Source organism: Amycolatopsis sp. NPDC051373, assembly GCF_040689465.1.
Taxonomy (GTDB): domain Bacteria; phylum Actinomycetota; class Actinomycetes; order Mycobacteriales; family Pseudonocardiaceae; genus Amycolatopsis.
Map to the genome: position 1 here is coordinate 20,587 of NZ_JBFBAE010000030.1, position 21,249 is coordinate 41,835.

Sequence of the window (21,249 nt, forward strand, 5' to 3'; positions counted from 1 at the left end):
TGGGAACCACCGGCGAAGATCGTGAGGACGAGCGATGGACCTGAAACTCCGCGGCAGGCGTGCCCTGGTGACCGGCGCGTCGAAGGGCATCGGCGCTGCCGTGGCCGAGGTGCTCGCCGCCGAGGGCAGCCACCTGCACCTGGCCGCGCGCAGCGGCGAGGCGCTCGAAGCCCTCGCCAGGAAGCTGCGGGAGGCGCACGGGGTCGAGGTGACCGTGCACGTCGTCGACCTGCGCGAAACGGCCGATCTCGAACGGCTCGCCGAGGCCACGGCCGACGCCGACATCCTCGTGAACAACGCCGGCGACATCCCGGCCGGCACGCTCGACCAGGTCGGCCCCGACCGCTGGCGGCACGCGTGGGACCTCAAGGTCTTCGGCTACGTCGACCTCACCCGGCTCGTCTACGCGCGGCTTCGCGAGCAGGGTCGCGGCGTGATCGTCAACGTGATCGGCGCCGGCGGTGAGCGGCCGAAGACGGAGTACATCGCCGGCGGCGCGGGCAACGCCGCGCTGATGGCCTTCACCCGGGCGCTCGGCGCCGAGGGCCCGCGCGACGGCGTGCGCGTGGTCGGCGTGAACCCCGGCCCGGTCGCGACCGAGCGGATCACCACCATGCGCGCGGCCAACGCCGACGTCGACGCGAGCTTCGCCGCGCTGCCCTCGCGCCGCGTCGCCGAGCCGGGCGAGGTCGCCGACCTGGTGGCGTTCCTGGCCTCGGCCCGCGCCGACTACATCAGCGGCACCATCGTGACCATCGACGGCGGGCTGTCCGCCGCGTCCTGATTCACCCGGCGGCGAAGACGTGCCGCCATCGTTCGGCCGAGTCGGCGAGGTCGCGGCCGACGTGGTCGAAGTAGTCGCCCATCGCGGCCAGCCGCGCGGCGGCGGGGGAGCCGGCCAGCAGGCCGGCGCCCTCGCGCGCCGAGGTGGCCCACGCGGTGCAGACGTCGGCTTCGCGGCGGCACGAGCGGTACCACGCGTCGTCGTCGACCCGGTAGTGCTCGCGGCCGCCGGGTTCGCGGACGCGGCGGACGAGTTCGAGCTGCTCCAGGTACGCGATCGCCTTCGACACCGACGCCGGGCTCACGCGCACGCGCGCCACGAGGTCCATCGCGGAGAGCGTTCGCCGGTCGCTGGTGAGGAGCGTGGCGAGCACGCGGGCCGGCATGCGCGGGAGTCCGGTGTGGACCATCATCTCCGTGAACCGCTCCTCGAACCCGCTCACCGCCGGGGCGCCCACGGGCACGCGCCGGCCCCGCTCGTGTGTGGCCTCCTGGGCGTGGTCGGCCCGGTAGCCGCGCGGGCCGCCGTTGCGCCGGACTTCCCGGCTCACCGTCGACGTCGGCCGCCCCAGCAGCCGCGCGATCTCGGCGTAGGCGAGCCCGGCTTTCAGCCCCTCAGCGACGCCTCGACGGTCCTCGTGGGTCAGACGGGTTCCCGGCATGTGCCCGAGCCTACCGCGTCATTGCAACAACGGCGCCCCGTTGCACTCGTGACAGCCATTGCAACACAAGGAAAACCCGAGTTGACGGACCCCGGTGGACAGTCGTAGTTTCCCGATCGGGAAAAGGGGGTCACCATGGACACGACGGCGTTCACCGCGGTGGAGAACAGCCTGTACCTCACGCTCGACGGCCGCGCGCTCGACGCCCGCGCACCCCGCCCGGTGCTCGGCGACCCCGCGGCCGCGGGCGTCGTGGCGGCACTCGGGCACGACCCCGCCGCGGGGCCGCTGGTGAAGAGCCAGGTGTTCGACATCGCCGTGCGCTCGCGCATGCTCGACGACGTGGTGCGCTCGTTCGTCGGCCGCCACCCCGACGCCGTGGTGCTGGAGCTCGGCTGCGGGCTCGACGGACGGATCGAACGCGTGCGGCCACCCTCCACAGTGGACTGGTACGACCTCGACCTGCCCGCCGTCGTATCGGTGCGCGAACGGCTCTTGCCGCCGCCCGCGAACGTCCACCCGGTGGCCGCCGACCTCACCGACCCGGCGTGGCTCGAGCGGATCCCGGTCGGCCGGCCCGCCGTCGCGGTCGCCGACGGGCTCGTCGCCTTCCTGCCGCAGGACGCGTTCGTCGCCCTGCTCGCCGGGATCGCCGGGCGCTTCCCGACGGGCGAGATCGCGTTCAACAGCTACACGCGCTTCCACGTCTGGGCCATCGAGCACTACGGCGGCACCGGTTCCATCGCGGGCGTCGTGGCCAACCCCGGCTTCGACGACCCGCGCGCCCCGCAGCGCTGGGTCCCGCAACTGGAGCTGGTCGACGAGCAGTTCGCGTCCCGCGCGCCCGAGGTCGCGCTGCAGCCGCCGGCGCTGCGCTGGTTCACCCGGCTGGCGGCCCGCAGCACGGCGGTGGCCAGGCGGGGGACGTGCGTGCTGCGCTACCGCTTCTGACTCCTCGTCGGGGCCGCGCTGCCTTGGACTGCTCACGCTGACGTACCCCCGCGACGAGCCCGCCGGTTCGGCGCACCCGCACGGCACTCACGGAAGTCGTCGCGGCAGCTGTAACGGCGCGGCCTGGTGAACCGCCGCGGGCACCGGCCCCCGCGGGGACCGGCGCCGGCGCCCGCGGGACGATCCCTGTCCCGCGCAGACAGGAGCGTGCCGCAGCCGACAGCCCTGACTCACGCGTCCGGATACCGCGTATCCAGCGCGAGCGCCTCCCACTCCACCAGGTCCGCGAGCTGCTTCTCCAGCTTCGCCCTGATCCGCGTCACCGCTTCAGGTCCGAGTGGCAGCCGCAGCGGTGCGTCGGGGGTGTCGACGAGCGTGAGGATGGCCGCGGCGGCGCGGGCGGGGTCGTTGGGCTGGTGGCCGTCCTGCCCGGAGAACTGGGAGCGCAGCCGGCCGGCGGGGGTGTCGGCGTAGTCGGCGATCGGGTCGGCGAAGGTCATGGACCGGCCGGCGAACTCGGTGCGGAAGGGGCCGGGCTCGACGATGCTGACGCGGATCCCGAGCGGCCCCACCTCGCCGGCGAGGGCTTCGGACAGGCCTTCCAGCGCGAACTTCGACGTCGCGTAGATCGCGTGGCCCGGGTTGCCGACGACGCCGCCCACGGAGGAGAGCTGCACGATGTGCCCGCTGCGCCGCGCGCGCAGGTGGGGCAGGACGGCGCGCGTCACGGCGAGCACGCCGAACACGTTGGTCTCCATGACCTTGCGCGTCTGCTCGTCGGTGAGCTCTTCGAGCGCGCCGATGAGACCGTGGCCCGCGTTGTTCACGAGGACGTCGATCTGCCCGTACTCGGCGAGCGCGGCGTCGACGGCCGAGTGGATCGACGCCGGGTCGGTCACGTCGAGGCGCGCGACGAGCGCGCGGTCGGCGAAGTCCTTCACCGACTCGACGTCCCGCGCGGTGGCCACGACCCGCTCGCCCCGCGCGAGCACCGCCTCGGCGAGCACCCGCCCGAAACCGGCGCTCGTGCCCGTGATGAACCAGACCCGGCTCATGTCCGTCTCCTCGATTCGCGGTATCTTGATACTCAAACCAAACTACCTTGAGACTCAAGGGAGTGTCCAGTGGACCAGGACTCGGTCGGCGCCGGCCTCGCGGCGTGGCTGCGTGTGATGCCCGCCGGGGTCGACGCGGACGTCGAGGCCGCGCGCCAGCGGATCGGCCGGCTGTCGCGGCAGTTCGAGCAGGTGCTGGGTCGCGCGGCCGTCGTCCACGACCTCACCCCCGGCGACTGGCAGGCGCTCTCGGCCCTGCACCGCTCCGGAGAACCGCCCGTGCTCACGCCCAAGGAGCTCGGTGACCTGCTGGGGGTCACGTCGGGCACCGTCAGCGTCCGCATCGACCGGCTCGCCCGCGCGGGGCTGGTCGAACGCGTCGCGGCCGCCGACGGCCGCAGCCGCCCGATCCGCCTCACCCGCAAGGGCCGCGCCCGTTGGGCCGCCGCCACGAAGCAGCGCACCGACGACGAACGCGGCCTCTTCGCCGGCGCCCTCGAACCCGACCGCCTGGCGGCGCTCAACGCGCTGCTGGCCGATCTCCTGGCCCGCTTCGAATCGGAGTTCGGCCCGGCGTCCACAGTGGACCGTATCAACGGCGAGTCCTGACTGTCACCGCAACCGGGCGAGGACGTTGTGCGGGAACGGCAGCTCCGGCGCGCTCACCTCCGTGAGCCGGTCGAGCACCGCGGCGGGCAGGTCCAGCGTCAACGCCCCGAGCGTGTCCGTGAGCTGCCGCGTCGAGCGCGCCCCCACGAGCGTTCCCGCGATGCCGGGCCGCCGCAGCACCCAGTGCATCGCGACCTGCGCCGGCGTGTGGCCGGTCTCCGCGGCGACCTCGCGCACGGCGTCGAGCACCGCCCAGCGCCGTTCGGAGTGCTTCGTGCCGTCGAGCCGGCCGGGCCCGGCGCCGTCGCGGGAGTACTTGCCGGTGAGGGAGCCGCCGGCCAGGGCGCTCCACGGCTGCATCGCGATGCCGAATTCCGCGGCGAGCCGGACGTGCTCGGTCTCGATCGAGCGCTCCACCAGTGAGTACTCCAGCTGCAGCGCCGTGATCAGCGGTCCGCCGAGCATCGCGGCCTTCGCGGCGTACCACGCGGGCACGTCGCTCAGCCCCACCGCGCGGACCTTGCCCGCGCGCACCAGCGCGTCGAACGCCGCCACGACCTCTTCGGCCGGGGTGAACCCGTCCCACACGTGCAGCCAGTACAGGTCCACGTGGTCCACCCGCAGGCGCCGCAGCGACCGCTCCAGCGAAGCGACCATGTTCTTGCGCCCGTTGCTGCGGCCCAGGACATCGCGCACCGGCTCGCCGTCGACGAACCGCGGGCCCGAGTACTTCGTGGCCAGCACCAGCTCGTCGCGGTCGGGCACCTCGCGCAGGAACTCGCCGACGAGCTCCTCGCTGCGTCCGTCGCTGTAGTTGTCGGCCGTGTCGACGTAGTTGCCACCGGCGCCGAGGTAGGTGCGGAACACCTCATGCGAGGTCGCGTCGTCGGAGGAGAGGCCGCTCGGGCCGAACGTCATCGCACCCAGCGCCAGCGGCGAGACCCGGAGCCCGGAACGGCCCAGGGGCCGGTAGTCGTCCAAACCAGTCATGCCCCGAGCGAACAACCCGGACCGAGGTCCGGGTCAAGTCCCGAACCCGGAGCTTGACCTGGAGCGCGCTCCAGGTGGGAGTCTGGACGGGTGGATTCCTACTCACCCTCCGAAGTGACCGCCCGGACCGGCTTCAGCATCGACACGCTCCGCTACTACGAACGCATCGGCCTGCTGCGCGACGTCCACCGCACCGCCGGCGGGCGCCGCCGGTTCACCGAGGACGACCTGCGGTTCCTGCACCTGCTGCGCTGCCTGCGCGACACCGAGATGCCGATCGCCCAGATGCTGCGTTACGTGGAGCTGCTGCGCGAGGGCGACGACACCCAAGCCGAACGCCTCGCCGTGCTGCAGGACCACGAGACGCGCGTGGCCGAGCAGATCGACCGGCTGCGCGGGCACCAGGAGCACATCCGGATGAAGATCGCCTTCTACGGTGCCGCGGTCGACCAGACGCCGCTGGAACAAACCGAAAACCTGGCAAAGGTCTGAGCCGAGCCGGTGGAGCGGCGCCGCGACGCCACCCCACCGGATGGTGCTCAGTTGAGCAGACCGTGCGGGTCAAGCACGTACTTGCGTGCCGCGCCCTGGTCGAACTCGTGGTAGCCGCGCGGCGCGTCGCCGATGCTGATCGGCGTCGCGTTCACGGCCTTCGCGATCTGCACGCGGTCGTTCAGGATCGCCATCATCAGCTTCCGGTGGTACTTCATCACCGGGCACTGGCCCGTGGTGAACGAATGCGACTTCGCCCAGCCCAGCCCGATCCGGATCGACAGCGAGCCATGGCGCGCCGCCTCGTCGCCGGCCCCGGGATCCCCTGTCACGTACAGGCCGGGAATGCCCAGCGCCCCGCCCGCGCGGGTGAGGTCCATCAGCGAGTTCAGCACCGTCGCCGGGTGTTCGGTCGCCGACTCCCGGCCGTGCCCGCGCGCCTCGAACCCGACGGCGTCGACCGCGCAGTCGACCTCCGGCTCACCCACGATGGCGGCGAGCTGGTCCTTCGGGTCGCCCTCCGACACGTCGATGGTCTCGCAGCCGAAGCTTCGGGCCTGCGCGAGCCGTTCGGCGTTGAGGTCACCCACGATCACCACCGCGGCGCCGAGCAGCTGCGCCGACGCGGCCGCGGCCAGCCCCACCGGGCCGGCTCCCGCCACGTAGACCGTCGACCCCACCGTGACGCCCGCCGTGACGCAGCCGTGGAAGCCCGTCGGGAAGATGTCCGAAAGCATCGTGAGGTCGAGGATCTTCTCCATCGCCTGGTCGCGGTCCGGGAATTTCAACAGGTTCCAGTCGGCGTACGGAACCATCACGTACTCCGCCTGGCCGCCGACCCAGCCGCCCATGTCGACGTAGCCGTACGCCGAACCCGGCCGGTCCGGATTCACGTTCAGGCAGATCCCCGTCTTGCCCTCCTTGCAGTTGCGGCAGCGTCCGCACGCGATGTTGAAGGGCACCGAAACCAGATCGCCCACCTTGATGAACTCCACGTCACGGCCGGTCTCGATCACCTCTCCGGTGATCTCGTGACCCAGCACCAGTCCTGCCGGTGCCGTCGTGCGGCCACGGACCATGTGCTGGTCGGAACCGCAGATATTGGTCGCGACGTTCTTCAGGATCACGCCATGAGGGGTCTCGCGACCCACGTTCGCCGGGTTTACACCCGGACCGTCCTTGAGCACGAAGCCGGGGTACTCGATCGTGTCGACCTCGACCTTGCCCGGGCCCACATAAGTGACTGCTTTGTTGCCTGCCATGAGTTTCTTGCCGCCTTTCCTCGTTCGTCGGTGAACAGGTGGCGCGGCGTGGAGTTCCCCCGTCACGTCAGGCACTCCATGCTAACCCTGTCACGGACGCCGGCGCGCTGACTTGTGCGCGGCCTCGAGGGTGGGCAAGATCGACCGCGGCGGGGGGCCGGTCGTGTGCAGCCTTCGGCATGAGGAGCCAGTGTGGAGATCGTCGAGTTCACCCCCGAGCGCGAGCAATACGCGTGGACCTTCGGCGGGGTCGCCCCCATCCGGAAGGTGAAGCCCGGCACGGTGTTGAAACTCTGGACCGAGGACGCGTTCAGCGGCCGGCTGCAGAGCGCGTCGGACAAACCGAGTGAAAAACTCGACATGCGGGAGGTCAACCCGCAGACGGGACCGTTCTTTGTGGACGGCGCGGAACCTGGTGACACATTGGCGCTGCACTTCGTGGACCTGGAACCGGCGCGTGACTGGGCCGCGTCGGCGACCATCCCGTTCTTCGGCGGGCTCACCGCCACCGACCGCACCGCGATGCTGCACGAGCCGCTGCCCGAGCTGACCTGGATCTACCAGCTCGACCGCGAGAAGCAGGTCGTGGTGTTCGAGGCGCTGCGCGGCGACTTCCGCGTGGACCTGCCGGTGGAACCGATGCTCGGCACGGTCGGCGTCGCCCCGGCGGGGCGTGAGGTGCGCACGTCGCTGGTGCCGGACATGTTCGGCGGCAACATGGACACGCCCGAGATGAAGGCGGGCGCCACCTGCTACCTCGGCGTGAACGTGCCGGGCGCGCTGTTCTCCGTCGGCGACGGGCACTACCGCCAGGGCGAGGGCGAGGCCTGTGGTACGGCCGTGGAAGGCGCCATGAACGTGACGCTGATCGTCGAGCTGATCAAGGGCGGTGCGCCGGTGTGGCCGCGCATCGAGCAGGACGAGAACTACGTGGTGGTCGCTTCCTCACGCCCGCTGGAAGACGCGTGGCGCTCGAGCCAGCACGGCATGATCGGCTGGCTCGGCGAGCTCTACGGGCTCGACCCGCTCGACGCCTACCAGCTGCTCACGCAGATCAGCCAGGCCCCGCTGGCCAACGTCGTCGACGCGAACTACAGCGCCGTCACCAAGATCGCCAAGCGCCTGCTGCCCACGGGCGAGGCTTACGGCGGAATGCACCGGTACCTGCGCGAGCAGGCCGCGAAGCTCTAGGAGGAAAACGCATGGATCTGCGGCTGGCCGGGCGCAAAGCCCTGGTGACCGGCGGTACCAAGGGGATCGGGCGCGCGGTCGTCGCCTCGCTCGCAGGTGAGGGCGCCGCGGTGGCGTTCTGCGCGCGTACCGAATCCGAGGTGCGCGCCACGGAGAAGGAGTTCCGCGACGCCGGCGCGACGGTGTCGGGCGAGGCCGTGGACGTCGCCGACGGCGCAGCGCTGACCGCGTGGGTCGAGCGCGCCGCGGCCGACCTGAACGGCCTCGACATCGTGGTGGCGAACGTCAGCGCCCTGTCCATCGGCCCGACCGAGGAGAACTGGCGCTCCAGCTTCGAGGTCGACCTCATGCACACGGTGCGCGTCGCCGAGACCGCGCTGCCGCACCTGGAACGCAGCGAGGCCGCCTCGATCATCGCCATCTCGAGCGTCTCGGGCCGCGAGATCGACTTCGCCGCCCCCGCGTACGGGACGATGAAGGCCGCGGTCGTGCACTACATCCAGGGCCTGGCGCTGCAGCTGGCGCCGAAGGGCATCCGCGCCAACACGGTGTCGCCCGGCAACACCTACTTCGAGGGCGGCATCTGGCACAGCACCGAGAGCGGCAACCCGGAGCTGTTCAACCAGGCACTGGGTCTCAACCCGATGGGCCGCATGGGCACGCCGGAGGAGATCGCCTACGCGGTGACCGTGCTGGCCAGCCCGCTGGCGTCGTTCATCACCGGCACCAACCTGGTGGCCGACGGCGCTCTCACACGAGGTGTGCAGCTGTAGGTCTCAGTTCTGTACGGCGCTGTGGCGTTCGGCGCTCCGGGTCCTCGGGTTCGGAGCGCCGAGCTGTTCGCGGAGGAAGTCGATGCCCGCCGTGGTCATGGTTTCGCGGGTACCGAGACCGTAGACGTGGCCGGCGTCCTCGAGCCACCTGAACTCGGCATCGGCGCCTGCCTGCCAGTAGGTGGCGACGAGGGTTTCGCTCTGGGTGATGGGCACGACGTCGTCGGCGGTGCCGTGCACGACCAGCAGCGGCGCGGCGGACTCGCTCACGTGCGTGAGCGGGCTGGCCGCGGCGGCGAGCGCCGGGTGCTGCGCGGGCGCGCCGCCGAGCAGCCACGCGTGCGGGTCTTCCCCGGTGGCGTGGAACGGTGAGCTCGGCGGAGGCGGTGGCAGCCGCGTGAAGTCCGACGGCGGGCTCCACGCCACGGCCGCCTGCACGCCGCTGTCCGGGCCGAGCACGCCGATGTCGCCTTCGAGTTCGGGCCGGCCGCCGGTCACGGCGAGCATCACCGCGAGGTGCCCGCCCGCGGCGTGGCCCCACGCGGCGAACCGGTCCGGGTCCAGCGCCAGCGTCGTGTGGTGGTGACGCAGCCAGCGCACCGCGGCCTTCACGTCGTGCAGCTGTGCCGGGTACACCGCTTCGCGGCTGTGTCTGAAATGGACCAAGCTCACGGCGAACCCGGCCGCGGGCAAGCGTTGGGCGAGGTACCGGCCGAGCGGCGCGTGCTTGGGCGAACCCACGGCGAACGCGCCGCCGTGCACGAACACGACCACCGGCCATCCGGTGGGCGGCGGCGGACCGGCCGGCACGGCGAGGTCGAGCAGCAGCGGCCGGTAGCCGAGCAGGGGAGCGACCACGGCGTCGCGGTAGAGCACCCGGCCGGCGGCGGGCTCGGGGTCCGGCGGGGCCGTCTGCGGGAGAACGGGGAGCACCTGGGTCACGAGCCGACTATCACCCACCCCGGCTCCCGACCGGTAGCCGTACCAGGAAGCGGGACGAGGTGGTGTTTCCCGGCATCCGGACCGATTTCGCGCAACGGTGAGGTGCTGCCCCTCGCCCGGGCGGTGAGGGGCAGCCGTCACAGGGCGAACGCGATCGACCGCACGATCACCGCCGCGAAGAAAACCACGGTGAACGCGAGATCGATCGACAGCCCGCCGGCGCGCACCGGCCGCAGCACGCGGCGCACGGGCGCGATCACGGGCTCGGTGGCGCGGTGGCTGTAGTGGCGCGCCTTCCCGAGCCAAGACGGCCCGGTGGTCACCAGGCGCGTCCAGTCCAGGATCATGCGCGCGATCAGCACGAGGATGAACAGGGTCAGCACGTACCCGACCAGCGTTCCGATCAGGCTCATCACACACTCCTCAGGGTGGGTCGTTCACCTGGCTCAACGCCGGGAGCGCCCGCGGAGTGTCCCGTTTGCCGGAGTTCTCAGCGAGTTATCAGCCGGGGACCACCGTGACCTGCGGCTGGAGCACGCGGTCGAACCCCACGAGCCTTCGCGCGCCCGTGATCGGCACCGCGAGCACGGTGTGCGCGACGGCGCTCGACGGGCCCACGAGCAGCTCCACCGGCCCGGTGTCGACGATCCGGTCGCCGGCCCGCCCGGTGTAGGAGGCGAGGTCCGCGTGCAGGGCCAGGTGCACCACGCGGGTCTGCCCGGGTGGGAGCGGCACGCGCGGCGCGGCGATCAGCTGCCGCAGCGGGCGCGCGACCTCGGCGACCGGGTCGTGGAGGTAGACCTGCACGACTTCCGACGTCTCCGTGTCGTGCGGGTTGTGCAGCGTCACGCTCACCCGGCACGAGCCGTCGGCCGGCCACACGGTCGCGCCGGCCACCGAGACCCACGTGGCCGGGTGGTAGGTGAGACCGTGCCCGAACGGGAACACCGGCGTGGGGTCGACCGAGCTGACGTCGCTGCGCGCGGCCAGCGCCGCGCCGAGGTAGGTCGACGGCTGGGTCGCCCCGGCGGCGGGGAAGCTCACCGGCAGGCGGCCCGACGGCTCGACCCGGCCCGTGAGCACCCCGGCGAGCGCCGCCGCGCCCTCTTCACCCGGGTAGAACCCGCACACGACGGCCGCCAGGCGCTCGACCTGGCGCGAGAGCTCATAGGGCCGGCCGGACAACAGCACCAGCACCACGGGTGTGCCCGTCGCCAACACCGCTTCGAGCAGTTCCTCCTGCCGGCCGGGCAGCCGCAGGTCGGCGGCGTCGCAGCCTTCGCCGGACGTGCCGCCGCCGAACAAGCCCGCCCGGTCGCCGAGCACGGCAACGCAGACGTCCGCCGCCGCGGCCGCCTCGACGGCCGCGGCGAGGTCGGAGTCCGAGCCGCCGGTGACGCCGCAGCCCTCGGCGAAGGTGACGTCGAACGACTCCCGCAGCGCCTCGGCGACCGTGGGCACGTCGAGGCCGAACGGCACGTCCGGGTGGTGGACGCCGACGTGCATCGGGAACGAGTAGCAGCCGAGCATCGCGCCCGGTTCGTCCGCGCGCGGACCCACGACCGCCAGCCGAACACCGGAACGCAGCGGCAACGCTCCGGTGTTCGACAGCAGCACCACCGACCGCTCGGCGAGCTCTCGCGCGAGCGCCCGCGACTCGGCGTCGTCCAGCTCGGTCAACCCCCGGTGGGGCGACCACTCGGGATCCAGCAGGCCCAGCTCGAACTTCTGCGTCAGCACGCGGTGCAGCGCGCGGTCCACCAGGGACTCCTCGACGCTGCCGTCGGCCAGTGCGGCCAGCAGCGGCGTGCCGTAACAGTCCACTGTGGGCAGTTCGACGTCGATGCCCGCGCCCAGCGCCTGTCCTGCCGCGTCCGCCGGTCCGGTGGCGACGTGGTGCAGGGCGTGCAGGAACGCCACGGAGAAGTAGTCGGACACCACCGTGCCGGTGAACCCGTAGCGTTCGCGCAGCAGCGTGGTGAGCAGTTCCGGGTCGGCCGCGGCCGGCAGCCCGTCGAGGTCGGTGTAGGAGTTCATCACCGACCGCGCCCCGGCCCGCAGCGCGTGCTCGAACGGCGGCAGCAGCACGTCGGCGAACTCGCGCGGCCCGACCGACACCGGCGCGAGGTTGCGCCCGGCCTTCGACGCGGAGTAGCCCGCGAAGTGCTTGAGCGTCGCGACGATCCCGGCCGACTCGAGCCCGGCGACGTAGGCCGCGCCGATCGTGCCCACGAGGTACGGGTCCTCGCCGATGGTCTCCTCGACGCGGCCCCAGCGCAGGTCCCGCGCGACGTCCAGCACCGGCGCCAGCCCCTGGTGCACGCCGAGGGCCCGCATGGTCTCGCCGATGCGGAAAGCCATGCGGCCCACGAGGTCCGGGTCGAAGCTCGCGCCCCAGCACAGCGGTGCCGGGTACACCGTGGCCTGCCACGCCGCCAGGCCCGTGAGGCACTCCTCGTGCACCACGGCGGGGATGCCGAAGCGCCCGCGCGCCACGATCTCCTCCTGCGTCCGCGCGAGTCCCCGCGCGCCGATCTCCGGGTCGACCGGCCGCGTACCGAACGCGCGGGTCAGCTGCCCGACCCCGTGCGGCACGAGCGCGTCCCAGTCCGGCGGGTCGTGGGCGAAGTCGTGTTGGTGTGGCGCGACCTCGCCACCGGAGTCCATGCCGACCCAGATCCCGGACAGCTGCGCCACCTTCTCGCGCGTGGTCATCCGGGCCACGAGATCGCGGACACGCTCGGCTACGGACAGCCGCGGGTCGCGCCAGGGCTCGGGCGCGGTCTCGGTCGTCACGAGCCGGCCCGCGGCGCGGCGCTCGATGAGCGCACAACCAGTTCCGTGTCGAGCACCACGGGCTCACGCTCCTCGGGGTCGCCGTTGATGAGTCCGATGAGGACGGTGATGGCGCGGTGGCCCATCTCGCGGATGGGCTGTTGCACCGTGGTCAGCGGGGGAGTGCACAGCGCCGATTCGGGGATGTTGTCGAAGCCGACCACCGACACGTCGTCCGGTACGCGCAGGCCCAGCGCCGCCGCGGCGGCCAGGGTCGCGATCGCGGAGGTGTCGTTGGCGGCGAACACGGCCGTCGGCCGGTCGGGGCGCGTCAGCAGCTCCCGCGCCGACGCGGCCGCCAGCTCGCCGTCGTAGTCGCCGGCCACGACGAGGGTTTCGTCCACCTCGACGCCCGCCGCGGCCAGCGCGCGCCGGTAGCCGGTTTCGCGCAGCTGCGCCGACTGAAGGTCCGGCCGGCCGGCGAGCAACGCGATCCTGCGGTGCCCGAGCTCCAGCAGGTGCTCGGTCGCCAGCTGCGCGCCGCGCAGGTTGTCGGAGACGATCGCCGGCAGCGGCGAGCGCCCGGTGTGCGGATCGACCGCGACGACCGGAGTTCCGGGCAGGCCTTCGAGCTCGGCCGCGGGCGTCACGAGCACCGCGCCGTCGACGAGCGTGCCGCTCAGCCGCGACAGGTACCGGCGCTCCCAGCCCACCGGGTCGCCGGTGCGCCCGCCCGCCGAGTACACGACGAGCTCGAATCCGGTGCCGCGGATCGCGTCCGCCGCGCCCTTGAGCAGCTCCGTGCTGAACGGCTCGAGGTCGGCCACGAGGATGCCGATCACGTTGGTCTTGTGGTTGCGAAGGCTCTGCGCCACGAGGCTCGCCTCGTACCCCAGCTCGTCGATCACGGCGCGGACGCGCGCGAACGTGTCGGCGGCGACGCCGTAGCGCTGGTTGATCACTTTCGAGACCGTCGCGACCGACACTCCGGCGCGGGCGGCGACGTCACGGATCGTGACACGGGAACGAGGCTGCACCGGCCCAGACTAGCGATGTAAAACGTTATCGACAACGATTGACACGGGATTTTCGGACGCGCAGACTCTTCGCCATCCCGGGCACCGTCACGCCCCGTCCAACTCGGCCGAAGTCGTCAGGAGTGGATCCGTCATGCGTCACAGCCGGAGATTCCCCCTCGCCGCGCTCGTCGCGGCAGCCGCGCTCGTGCTCTCCGCGTGCGGGGGAGGTGGCGACGAAGGCCCGGCCGCCGCGTCGGGTCCGGTCACCCTGACCTGGTGGCACAACGGCACAGCGGAACCCGTGCGGTCGCTGTGGCAGCAGGTCGCCGACGACTACCACCAGGCGCACCCCGATGTGTCGTTCACGGTGCAGCCGATCCAGAACGAGGAGTTCCCCACCAAGGTGCCGCTGGCGCTGCAGTCGAACACGCCACCGGACCTCTACCAGCAGTGGGGCGGCGGGGACGAGGCTTCGCAGGTCGACTCGGGCCGCGTGGCGGACCTGACGTCGTCCGTGCAGGGCTGGATCGGCGGCCTCGGCTCGATGGCGCAGGGCTGGCAGGTCGGCGGAAAGCAGTACGGCGTGCCGTACGTGCAGCACGTCGTCGGGTTCTGGTATCGCAAGGACCTCTTCGCGCAGGCCGGGATCACGGCCCCGCCGACGACCATGGCCGATTTCGCCGCCGCCGTCGGCAAGCTGAAGTCCGCGGGCATCGCGCCGATCGCGCTCGGGGGCAAGGATCGCTGGCCCGACGCGTTCTACTACGACTACTTCGCCGTGCGCGCGTGCTCCACGCAGGTGCTCAAGGACGAGATCGCGGCCGTGAAGCTGCAGAACCCGTGCTGGGTCAAGGCCGGCCAGGACCTGCAGGGCTTCCTCGCGACGCAGCCTTTCCAGACCGGCTTCAACGGCACGCCGGCGCAGCAGGGCGCCGGCAGCTCGGCCGGGCTCGTCGCCAACGGCAAGGCCGCGATGGAGCTGCAGGGCGACTGGGACCCGAGCACGATGTCCTCGCTCACCGACGACAAGGACCTCGACTCGAAGCTCGGGTGGTTCCCCTTCCCGTCGGTGCCCGGCGGGAAGGGGAACCCCGCCGTGCTGCTCGGCGGCGGTGACGGGTTCTCCTGCACGACGCGCGCGGCGGCCGCGTGTGCCGGGTTCCTGCAGTACCTCACGAGCGCGCCGGTGCAGCGGAAGATCGCCGAGGCCGGCTCCGGTCTGCCGGTGAACGCGGACGCCGTGGCGTCGTTGAAGAACGAGTCGCTCAAGTCCGTTGCGGAGCAGACGCGCAAGGCGTCGTACGTGCAGATGTACTTCGACCGCGCGTTCCCGACCGCTGTCGGTCAGGCGCTCAACGACGCCGTCGCGAACCTGTTCGCGGGGCAGGGCAACCCGGAAGCGGTGGTGCAGGCCGTGAACCAGGCCGCCACCGGGAACAAGTGATGGCGGCTCCCGCCCCGCCCCGGCCGCTCGCGCGGACCGTCCACAGTGCACCCCGGCGCCCGGCGCGGCGCCGGGGCCGCACTCGGCTCGAGCTGGTTTTGCTGCTCGGCCCCGCGCTGGTGCTGTTCGCCGGGTTCGTGCTCGTGCCCATCGGCATCGCGGTGTACTACAGCTTGTACTCGTGGAACGGGTTCGGCCCGCTCACGAACTTCGTGGGGTTCCAGAACTACGCCGACGCGTTCGGCGGCGCCGTGTTCCGCGGCGCGATCGGGCACAACGTGCTCATCGCCGTGCTGTCGATCGTGGTCCAGCTGCCGCTGAGCATCGGCATCGCGCTGCTGCTGGACCGCAAGCTCAAGGGCCGCACGTTCCTGCGGATGGTCGTGTTCGCGCCGTACGTGCTGTCGGAGGCGATCACCGCCGTGATCTGGCTGCTGATGCTGCAACCGAACGGGTTCGTGGACGAGCTCCTGCGCGGCGTGGGCTTGGGCGGGCTCGTGCACCAGTGGCTCGCGGACCCGGGCATCGTGCTGTACACGCTGTTCGTGGTCATGACCTGGAAGTACCTCGGCTTCGGCATCATCCTGCTGCTCGCGGGCCTGCAGGGCGTGCCGCCGGAGCTGCGGGAAGCCGCCGCGCTGGACGGCGCCACCTCGTGGCAGACCACGCGCCACGTGGTGCTGCCGCTGCTGGGCCCGACGATCCGGATCTGGGTGTTCCTGAGCGTCATCGGTTCGCTGCAGCTGTTCGACCTCGTGTGGATCATGACGCTCGGCGGCCCGGCCAACGCGTCGACCACGATGGCCAGCTATCTCGTGGACCACGGGTTCAAGCGCTACGAGTTCGGCTTCGGCAGCGCGGTCGCCGTGGTGCTGTTCGCGATCTGCTTCGTGTTCGCTCTGGCCTACCAGCGGTTCGCGCTTCGCCGCGACACCGCGGGTGCCCTGACCCGGGTGGTGGGCTGACGTGGCGGGCCGGCGCTGGGGCCTGGTCGTGGGCTACGCGGCGGCGGTCGTCGTCGTGGTGGTCACGGTGGTGCCGCTGCTGTTCGTGGTGCTCGGCGGCTTCCGCACCAACGGGCAGCTCAACACCGACCCGGCCGGCCTGCCGGGGCCGTGGGTGTGGGACAACTACCGCAGTGTGCTCACCTCACCCGATTTCTGGCGGTTCCTCGGCAACAGCGCGTTGATCGCGGTGATCGCGACGGTGCTGGCCGTGGGCCTGGGTTCGATGGCGGCGTTCGCCTTGTCCCGCTATGCCTTCAAAGGCCGCGAAGCCGTGTATGTCCTGTTCACGCTCGGCCTGCTGTTCCCGCTGGGCGTCGCCACGCTGCCGCTGTACCTGTGGTTGCGCCAGCTCGGGCTGCTGGAGAACCCGCTGGGCGTCGCGATCCCGGAGGCGGCGTTCTCGCTGCCGGTGACCATCGTGATCCTGCGGCCGTTCATGCACGCCGTGCCCGGGGAGCTCGAAGACGCGGCCGTGCTCGACGGCGCGAGCCGGCTCGGGTTCTTCTGGCGGATCATGCTGCCGCTCTCGGCGCCCGCGCTCACCACGGTGGCGGTGCTCGCGTTCGTCACGAGCTGGAACGCGTACCTGCTGCCGTTGCTGGTGTTCAACGACAGCGCGCACTTCACGCTGCCGCTGGGCGTGGCGACGTTCCAGTCGCAGTATTCGCAGGACACGGCGCGGGTGCTGGCGTTCACCGCGCTGTCGATGGTGCCGGCGCTGGGGTTCTTCGTGGTGGCGCAGCGCCGGATCGTCGGTGGGCTGACCGGGTCGGTCAAGGGCTGATCACTTGCCCCGCCGCGTGGTCTGCGGTGGAGTGGGGGTTCGGGCACCGGGCACGGGAGGTTCGTGTGGAGCAACGGCAGGGCGAGCGGCGCAGCGCGGCTTGGTTCGGCGCGTCGGGCCGCGCCGGGATGATCCACCGGTCGTGGATGCGGTCGCAGGGCTTCGGCTCGGACGTGTTCGACGGCCGGCCCGTGATCGGGATCGCGACGAGCGCGTCGGAGCTGGCGCCGTGCAACGTGCACCTCACGCGCGTGGCCGAGGCGGTGAAGCGCGGTGTGTGGCAGGCCGGTGGGTTCCCGTTGGTGTTCCCGACGATGGCCACCGGCGAGACGCTCATGCGCCCCACCGCCATGCTCTATCGCAACCTGATGGCGATGGAGGTCGAGGAGCTCATCCGCGCCAACCCGCTCGACGGTGTCGTGCTGCTGTCCGGTTGTGACAAGACCACCCCGGCGATGCTCATGGGCGCGGCGAGCGTGGACCTGCCCGCGGTGATGGTGACCGGCGGGCCAATGCTTAACGGCAAGTTCCGCGGTGAGGACGTGGGGTCCGGCACGCACGTGTGGAAGTTCGAGGAGGAGCTCAAGGCCGGGCGGATGAGCCAGGAGGAGTGCTTCTTCGCCGAGGGCTGCATGGCACGGTCCAACGGCCACTGCATGACCATGGGCACCGCGTCCACCATGGCGTGCCTCGCCGAGGCGCTCGGCATGCAGCTCCCCGGCTCGGCGACGTGGCCGGCCGTCGACGCGCGCCGCTTCGAGACGGCGCAGGCCGCCGGGCAGCGGATCGTGGCGATGGTGGACGAGGAACTGCGGCCGTCGTCGATCCTGACCCGCGAGGCGTTCGAGAACGCGATCAGGGTGAACGCGGCCATCGGCGGCTCCACCAACGCGATCATCCACCTGCTGGCGCTCGCCGGCCGCGTCGGCGTCCCCCTGGAGATGGCGGACTTCGACGCGCTGGGCCGCGAAGTGCCGACGCTCGTGAACCTCATGCCGTCGGGCAAGTTCCTGATGGAGGACTTCTGTTACGCCGGCGGCCTGCCCGTCGTCGTGCGGCGCTTGGCCGAAGCCGGGCTGCTGCACCCCGGCACGGTCACGGTGACCGGGAAGTCCTTGGCCGACAACGTGTCCGACGCCGAATGCTGGAACGACGAGGTGATCACCCCGATGGCCGAGCCGTTCCAGCCCACGAGTTCGGGCACGGCCGTGCTCACCGGGAACCTCGCTCCCGACGGCGCGGTGATCAAGCAGTCTGCCGCCTCGCCGGAGCTGCTCACGCACACCGGCCCGGCTCTGGTGTTCGACACCGCCGAGGACTACCACCGCGTCGCCGACGACCCGGATCTCGACGTCACGGCCGACACCGTCCTGGTGATCCGCGGCGCCGGCCCGAAGGGCTACCCGGGCATGCCGGAGGTCGCCAACGTGCCCCTGCCGGCCAAGCTGCTCAAGGACGGGGTCACCGACCTCGTGCGCATCTGCGACGGCCGCATGTCCGGCACCGGCTACGGCACAGTCGTGCTGCACGTCAGCCCCGAGTCCGCCGCGGGTGGCCCACTCGCCCTGGTGCGCACGGGCGACCGGATCACGCTGGACACCCCTGCGCGTTCACTGACCCTGCACGTGTCCGACGAGGAGCTGGCGGCCCGGAGAGCGGAGTGGTCGGCGCCGGAATCGCCCTATGTCAGCGGGTACACGTGGCTGTACACGCACCACGTGACCCAGGCGCACCGAGGTGCGGACTTCGACTTCCTGCACGGCTCCCGCGGCCCTGGTGTGCCGCGCGATTCGCACTGAGATCGACGCCCGCGAGTTCGACGCTCAGCTCAGACGTGAGAAAGTTTGTCCGGGTTGACCACCCGCCGATACGCGGTGATCAGGCCGTCGGTGATCTGCACGGTGTCGACGGAGTACACGCGGCCCTGCCAGTGGCACACGAGGGCGAGCTCGCCGCCCACTTCGATGACCCCGATGTGGTCCGGGCGCCACATCCGGCCCACCCGCACCATCACGTCGGCCATGCGCTCGGCACCGCGGATGATCTTGCGTGCCGCCGTGACCTTGCCACCGCCGTCGGTGATGTAGACCGCGTCCGGGTGCACGCGCCGCCTAGAATCCGGTGACCTGGCCGGCCTGGCCCGGCTCCTCGGTGACGCGGATGATCGTTTTGCCGGGCCTGCGCTTCGAGCCGAACGCCTGAACACGTTCGTCGAGACGGACCGGCTGGAGGACGCCGGCGAGGTCGACGTGGTGTTCAACGTGTTCGGCGGGGACATCCTCGATCGCTCCACCGCTCTGGTGCGCGCCGGCGGCACGCTCAGGACGTCGTTCTCCGCCGTGCGCGGACAAGGTATGTCCTCAACGGACAGTCCGGCGACACCGGCGTCACGTTCGCGGACGGTGATGGCTTGCATGGAGGTCCTCATCTGCTAGCCCGGTTGTCGTCAGGGAGACGAGGCAGCCCCGGCGCGTGTGACAGCCCGAGTGGTCCGAGTTGATCACCCGATCGTGGGCACGCGCTGCACCCGCCACACGCTCTAGTCGGTTTCGGCTGTCGTGCGGGTGAACCACGCGGCCAGCGCCGAGCGGGGGCGCACGCCCAGTTTGGCGCGGATGCGTTCCAGGTGGGTGGCGACCGTGCGGGGCGCGATGCCGAGGCGGCGCGCGATCTGCTGGTTGGTCAGGCCGTCGGTCACCAGCGCGGCGACGGTGTGCTCCTGGGGGGTCAGCCCGCCGTGGCCCGTGGCGTGGAAGTGCGCGCTCGCGTCGAGGGCGTGCGCGACGGCGGCGACGAGGGAGACGCGGGCGCCCGCGCGGGTGGCCGCCCGGGCGCGGCGCGGGTCCAGACCAGCGGTCGCGGTGTCCAGGGCGTCGCGGACCCGCCGGCGCCACGCGGGTTCCGCCACGGCGCCCAGGCTCCGGCGGACGGCGTCGGCGCAGGCGAAGAGGCTCAGGGCGCGCTCGTGTTCGCCGCGGGTGGTCAGGACCACGGCGACGCCTTCGGTGAAGTAAGGCACTTTGAGGCCGTCCGTGGGGTTCGTGACGAGCAGGGCCTCCACGAACCGCGCCTCGGCCGTGGCGTGGTCGCCGGCGGCGAGGGCGACGGCGACGGCGGTGTGCAGCACGCTCGCGAGCCGGCCGGGTGTCGCGTGGGTGCGGGCCAGCGGCAGGCCTTCGGCGAGCACTTCGCGGGCCCCGTCGAGGTCGCCCGATTCCAGGGCGCCCCACGCGAGGTCGTTGAGCAGCAACGAGATCACGGCCGGATCGGCGAGGCCACGCGCGATCGCCAAGGCCTCGTGGTAGCGCGCGGCGGCGTCCGCTCCCGACGCGCGCAGCCCGGCGGCGAGCAGGTCGAGGACCGAGGCGACCCGAGCAGGGCGGTCCAGTGTGGACTCCAGCGCCAATGCCGCTTCCCCGAAGCGCAGCTGCTCGGCGTACCGGCCCGCGCGGTGTGCCGCCTTGCACAGCCCGGCCAGCAGCGACGCGGTGAGGTCCGGCCGATCGGCGACGTGCGGCAGAGCTTCGCGCAGCAACCGTTCGCTGTCGGCGAGGTTGCGGCCCAGCGCGAGCCACGACCGCGCGAGCCCGCACGCCAGCACCGCGAGCCGGGCGTCGCCGCGGCCGGTGAGCCGGCGGATCACCGCGAGCACGGGCTCGGCGCGCGCGACTAGCCGCCGGCAGAGACCGTCGGGCAGGAGGAACGCCGGCAGGTGCGGCTCGACCTGCGCCACGAGGTGGGCCGTCAGCAGTTCGAACGCGGCGTCGGTGCCACCCTCGGCTTCGAGTGCCTCGCGGCCGAACGCGCGCGCGGCCGCCCACAGCCGCAGCCCGGTCGTGCCGTCGGCGGCGGGCTCGGGGACCAGCAGAGACACCGCGACCAGCCGCTCCAGCACCTCGGGCCCGGCGCCGAGAGCGGCCGCCAGCTCCGGGTCGAACGGACCGGGCAGCACCGAAAGCCGGTGCCACGCCTCGCGTTCGGCGGGCGAAAGTCGCCGGTGGTCGCTCTCCAGATCCGCGCGCACCTTGCCCGGGGCCAGGTCGAGGGCGGTCGCCAGACCTTCGGCTGCCCCGGTCACGCCCAGAAGCCGCACGCGCGGCGCGGCCAGCTCCAGCGTCGCCGGCACCCCTTCGAGCACGCGGCACAACTCCGTCACGTCGGCCGGCGCGACGGTGAGGAACGGGTCCAGCAGGTGGATCCGCTCCACGAGCAGCTGGGCCGCGTCGGCGGGGGAGAGGCCGCGCAGCGGCAGCACCTGCTCACCCTCGACCCCGAGCGCGACGCGGCTCGTGGCCACCACCCGCAGGCCCGGGCGCTCACGCAGCAGCTGCGTGACGAGTGCCGCGCACGCGCCGAGCCTGTCTTCGCAGCCGTCCAGCACGAGCAGGTCCCCGAGCTCGGCCGGAAGCTCCACAGTGGACGGATCGACGCGCACCGCGCCCGTCAGCTCGGCCGCGAGCCGCGTCTTGCCGACGCCGGCCGGGCCGGTGATCGTCACGAGCCGGTGGCT

At 72.0% G+C, this 21,249-nt stretch carries 21 protein-coding genes; 10 read left to right on the top strand and 11 right to left on the bottom strand.

Annotated features, from left to right (window positions below):
* Window positions 1-34 precede the first annotated feature (34 nt).
* Window positions 35-784: a short-chain dehydrogenase/reductase gene (locus AB0383_RS40170; RefSeq protein WP_364177392.1), complete on the top strand. Its 750-nt coding sequence runs from the start codon at window positions 35-37 to the stop codon at window positions 782-784.
* Between the two features lies 1 nt (window position 785).
* On the opposite strand, the gene AB0383_RS40175 is transcribed toward AB0383_RS40170, so the two are convergent.
* Entirely contained in the window at window positions 786-1,445 is a 660-nt protein-coding gene (locus tag AB0383_RS40175; RefSeq protein ID WP_364177389.1) for a helix-turn-helix domain-containing protein, read from the bottom strand.
* Between the two features lie 135 nt (window positions 1,446-1,580).
* Here AB0383_RS40175 and AB0383_RS40180 point away from each other — a divergent pair, with 135 nt between their 5' ends.
* A complete protein-coding gene (locus AB0383_RS40180) occupies window positions 1,581-2,396 on the top strand; it encodes a class I SAM-dependent methyltransferase (RefSeq protein ID WP_364177387.1) in 816 nt (271 codons plus the stop codon).
* A gap of 230 nt (window positions 2,397-2,626) precedes the next feature.
* On the opposite strand, the gene AB0383_RS40185 is transcribed toward AB0383_RS40180, so the two are convergent.
* Complete coding sequence (locus AB0383_RS40185) at window positions 2,627-3,451, bottom strand: oxidoreductase (protein ID WP_364177384.1); 825 nt, start codon at window positions 3,449-3,451, stop codon at window positions 2,627-2,629.
* Between the two features lie 69 nt (window positions 3,452-3,520).
* On the opposite strand from AB0383_RS40185, the gene AB0383_RS40190 reads away from it, so the two are divergent.
* Complete coding sequence (locus AB0383_RS40190) at window positions 3,521-4,060, top strand: MarR family transcriptional regulator (RefSeq protein WP_364177382.1); 540 nt, start codon at window positions 3,521-3,523, stop codon at window positions 4,058-4,060.
* A 3-nt stretch (window positions 4,061-4,063) separates the two neighbouring features.
* Here AB0383_RS40190 and AB0383_RS40195 read toward each other — a convergent pair whose 3' ends face one another.
* Window positions 4,064-5,050, bottom strand: coding sequence for an aldo/keto reductase (locus AB0383_RS40195; RefSeq protein WP_364177379.1), 987 nt, complete (start codon window positions 5,048-5,050; stop codon window positions 4,064-4,066).
* Between the two features lie 90 nt (window positions 5,051-5,140).
* On the opposite strand from AB0383_RS40195, the gene AB0383_RS40200 reads away from it, so the two are divergent.
* Window positions 5,141-5,542 (top strand): MerR family transcriptional regulator, encoded by a 402-nt coding sequence (locus AB0383_RS40200; protein ID WP_364177376.1) that lies wholly within the window; start codon window positions 5,141-5,143, stop codon window positions 5,540-5,542.
* 47 nt (window positions 5,543-5,589) lie between these two features.
* Here the strand turns inward: AB0383_RS40200 and fdhA are convergent, their stop codons facing one another.
* On the bottom strand, window positions 5,590-6,804 hold the full coding sequence (fdhA, locus tag AB0383_RS40205) for a formaldehyde dehydrogenase, glutathione-independent (RefSeq protein WP_366190075.1): 1,215 nt from the start codon (window positions 6,802-6,804) through the stop codon (window positions 5,590-5,592).
* A 192-nt stretch (window positions 6,805-6,996) separates the two neighbouring features.
* Between fdhA and AB0383_RS40210 the strand changes: the two genes are divergently transcribed.
* Window positions 6,997-7,995 carry an acetamidase/formamidase family protein gene (locus tag AB0383_RS40210; protein WP_364177370.1) on the top strand — a complete coding sequence of 333 codons (999 nt, stop codon included), beginning with the start codon at window positions 6,997-6,999 and terminating at the stop codon, window positions 7,993-7,995.
* 11 nt (window positions 7,996-8,006) lie between these two features.
* The gene (locus AB0383_RS40215) at window positions 8,007-8,768 is read left to right on the top strand and encodes an SDR family oxidoreductase (RefSeq protein WP_364177367.1); all 762 of its coding nucleotides are present in this window, start codon (window positions 8,007-8,009) and stop codon (window positions 8,766-8,768) included.
* Window positions 8,769-8,771: 3 nt separating this feature from the next.
* On the opposite strand, the gene AB0383_RS40220 is transcribed toward AB0383_RS40215, so the two are convergent.
* The 4 genes from AB0383_RS40220 to AB0383_RS40235 all read right to left on the bottom strand — a co-directional run bounded on the left by AB0383_RS40220 (window position 8,772) and on the right by AB0383_RS40235 (window position 13,522).
* Entirely contained in the window at window positions 8,772-9,710 is a 939-nt protein-coding gene (locus tag AB0383_RS40220) for an alpha/beta hydrolase fold domain-containing protein (RefSeq protein ID WP_366190076.1), read from the bottom strand.
* A 137-nt stretch (window positions 9,711-9,847) separates the two neighbouring features.
* Window positions 9,848-10,123, bottom strand: coding sequence for a YggT family protein (locus tag AB0383_RS40225; RefSeq protein WP_364177361.1), 276 nt, complete (start codon window positions 10,121-10,123; stop codon window positions 9,848-9,850).
* Between the two features lie 88 nt (window positions 10,124-10,211).
* Window positions 10,212-12,506, bottom strand: a complete 2,295-nt coding sequence (locus tag AB0383_RS40230; RefSeq protein ID WP_364177358.1) for a glycoside hydrolase family 3 N-terminal domain-containing protein — start codon at window positions 12,504-12,506, stop codon at window positions 10,212-10,214.
* The gene (locus tag AB0383_RS40235) at window positions 12,503-13,522 is read right to left on the bottom strand and encodes a LacI family DNA-binding transcriptional regulator (RefSeq protein ID WP_360586953.1); all 1,020 of its coding nucleotides are present in this window, start codon (window positions 13,520-13,522) and stop codon (window positions 12,503-12,505) included. The genes AB0383_RS40230 and AB0383_RS40235 overlap by 4 nt, the downstream gene beginning before the upstream one ends.
* Window positions 13,523-13,655: 133 nt before the next feature.
* Between AB0383_RS40235 and AB0383_RS40240 the strand changes: the two genes are divergently transcribed.
* The 4 genes from AB0383_RS40240 (at window position 13,656) to AB0383_RS40255 (ending at window position 18,538) form a co-directional block, all read left to right on the top strand.
* Window positions 13,656-14,948: an extracellular solute-binding protein gene (locus AB0383_RS40240; RefSeq protein ID WP_366190077.1), complete on the top strand. Its 1,293-nt coding sequence runs from the start codon at window positions 13,656-13,658 to the stop codon at window positions 14,946-14,948.
* Window positions 14,948-15,913 (top strand): sugar ABC transporter permease, encoded by a 966-nt coding sequence (locus tag AB0383_RS40245; protein ID WP_364177352.1) that lies wholly within the window; start codon window positions 14,948-14,950, stop codon window positions 15,911-15,913. Before AB0383_RS40240 ends, AB0383_RS40245 begins: the two co-directional genes overlap by 1 nt.
* Window position 15,914: 1 nt before the next feature.
* The gene (locus tag AB0383_RS40250; protein WP_364177349.1) at window positions 15,915-16,739 is read left to right on the top strand and encodes a carbohydrate ABC transporter permease; all 825 of its coding nucleotides are present in this window, start codon (window positions 15,915-15,917) and stop codon (window positions 16,737-16,739) included.
* Window positions 16,740-16,804: 65 nt separating this feature from the next.
* Window positions 16,805-18,538: an IlvD/Edd family dehydratase gene (locus AB0383_RS40255; protein WP_364177346.1), complete on the top strand. Its 1,734-nt coding sequence runs from the start codon at window positions 16,805-16,807 to the stop codon at window positions 18,536-18,538.
* A 29-nt stretch (window positions 18,539-18,567) separates the two neighbouring features.
* Here the strand turns inward: AB0383_RS40255 and AB0383_RS40260 are convergent, their stop codons facing one another.
* The 3 genes from AB0383_RS40260 to AB0383_RS40270 form a co-directional block, all read right to left on the bottom strand.
* The gene (locus tag AB0383_RS40260; protein ID WP_364177344.1) at window positions 18,568-18,843 is read right to left on the bottom strand and encodes a hypothetical protein; all 276 of its coding nucleotides are present in this window, start codon (window positions 18,841-18,843) and stop codon (window positions 18,568-18,570) included.
* A gap of 7 nt (window positions 18,844-18,850) precedes the next feature.
* The gene (locus AB0383_RS40265; RefSeq protein WP_364177341.1) at window positions 18,851-19,090 is read right to left on the bottom strand and encodes a hypothetical protein; all 240 of its coding nucleotides are present in this window, start codon (window positions 19,088-19,090) and stop codon (window positions 18,851-18,853) included.
* Window positions 19,091-19,278: 188 nt separating this feature from the next.
* Window positions 19,279-21,237 carry a LuxR C-terminal-related transcriptional regulator gene (locus tag AB0383_RS40270; RefSeq protein WP_366190078.1) on the bottom strand — a complete coding sequence of 653 codons (1,959 nt, stop codon included), beginning with the start codon at window positions 21,235-21,237 and terminating at the stop codon, window positions 19,279-19,281.
* Window positions 21,238-21,249: the final 12 nt, after the last annotated feature.

Bases quoted from the DNA above. Each gene is read 5' to 3' on its own strand.
- AB0383_RS40170 (WP_364177392.1), top strand. From the start codon at position 35: ATGGACCTGAAACTCCGCGGCAGGCGTGCCCTGGTGACCGGCGCGTCG.
- AB0383_RS40175 (WP_364177389.1), bottom strand. From the start codon at position 1,445: ATGCCGGGAACCCGTCTGACCCACGAGGACCGTCGAGGCGTCGCTGAG.
- AB0383_RS40180 (WP_364177387.1), top strand. From the start codon at position 1,581: ATGGACACGACGGCGTTCACCGCGGTGGAGAACAGCCTGTACCTCACG.
- AB0383_RS40185 (WP_364177384.1), bottom strand. From the start codon at position 3,451: ATGAGCCGGGTCTGGTTCATCACGGGCACGAGCGCCGGTTTCGGGCGG.
- AB0383_RS40195 (WP_364177379.1), bottom strand. From the start codon at position 5,050: ATGACTGGTTTGGACGACTACCGGCCCCTGGGCCGTTCCGGGCTCCGG.
- fdhA (WP_366190075.1), bottom strand. From the start codon at position 6,804: ATGGCAGGCAACAAAGCAGTCACTTATGTGGGCCCGGGCAAGGTCGAG.
- AB0383_RS40215 (WP_364177367.1), top strand. From the start codon at position 8,007: ATGGATCTGCGGCTGGCCGGGCGCAAAGCCCTGGTGACCGGCGGTACC.
- AB0383_RS40225 (WP_364177361.1), bottom strand. From the start codon at position 10,123: ATGAGCCTGATCGGAACGCTGGTCGGGTACGTGCTGACCCTGTTCATC.
- AB0383_RS40240 (WP_366190077.1), top strand. From the start codon at position 13,656: ATGCGTCACAGCCGGAGATTCCCCCTCGCCGCGCTCGTCGCGGCAGCC.
- AB0383_RS40245 (WP_364177352.1), top strand. From the start codon at position 14,948: ATGGCGGCTCCCGCCCCGCCCCGGCCGCTCGCGCGGACCGTCCACAGT.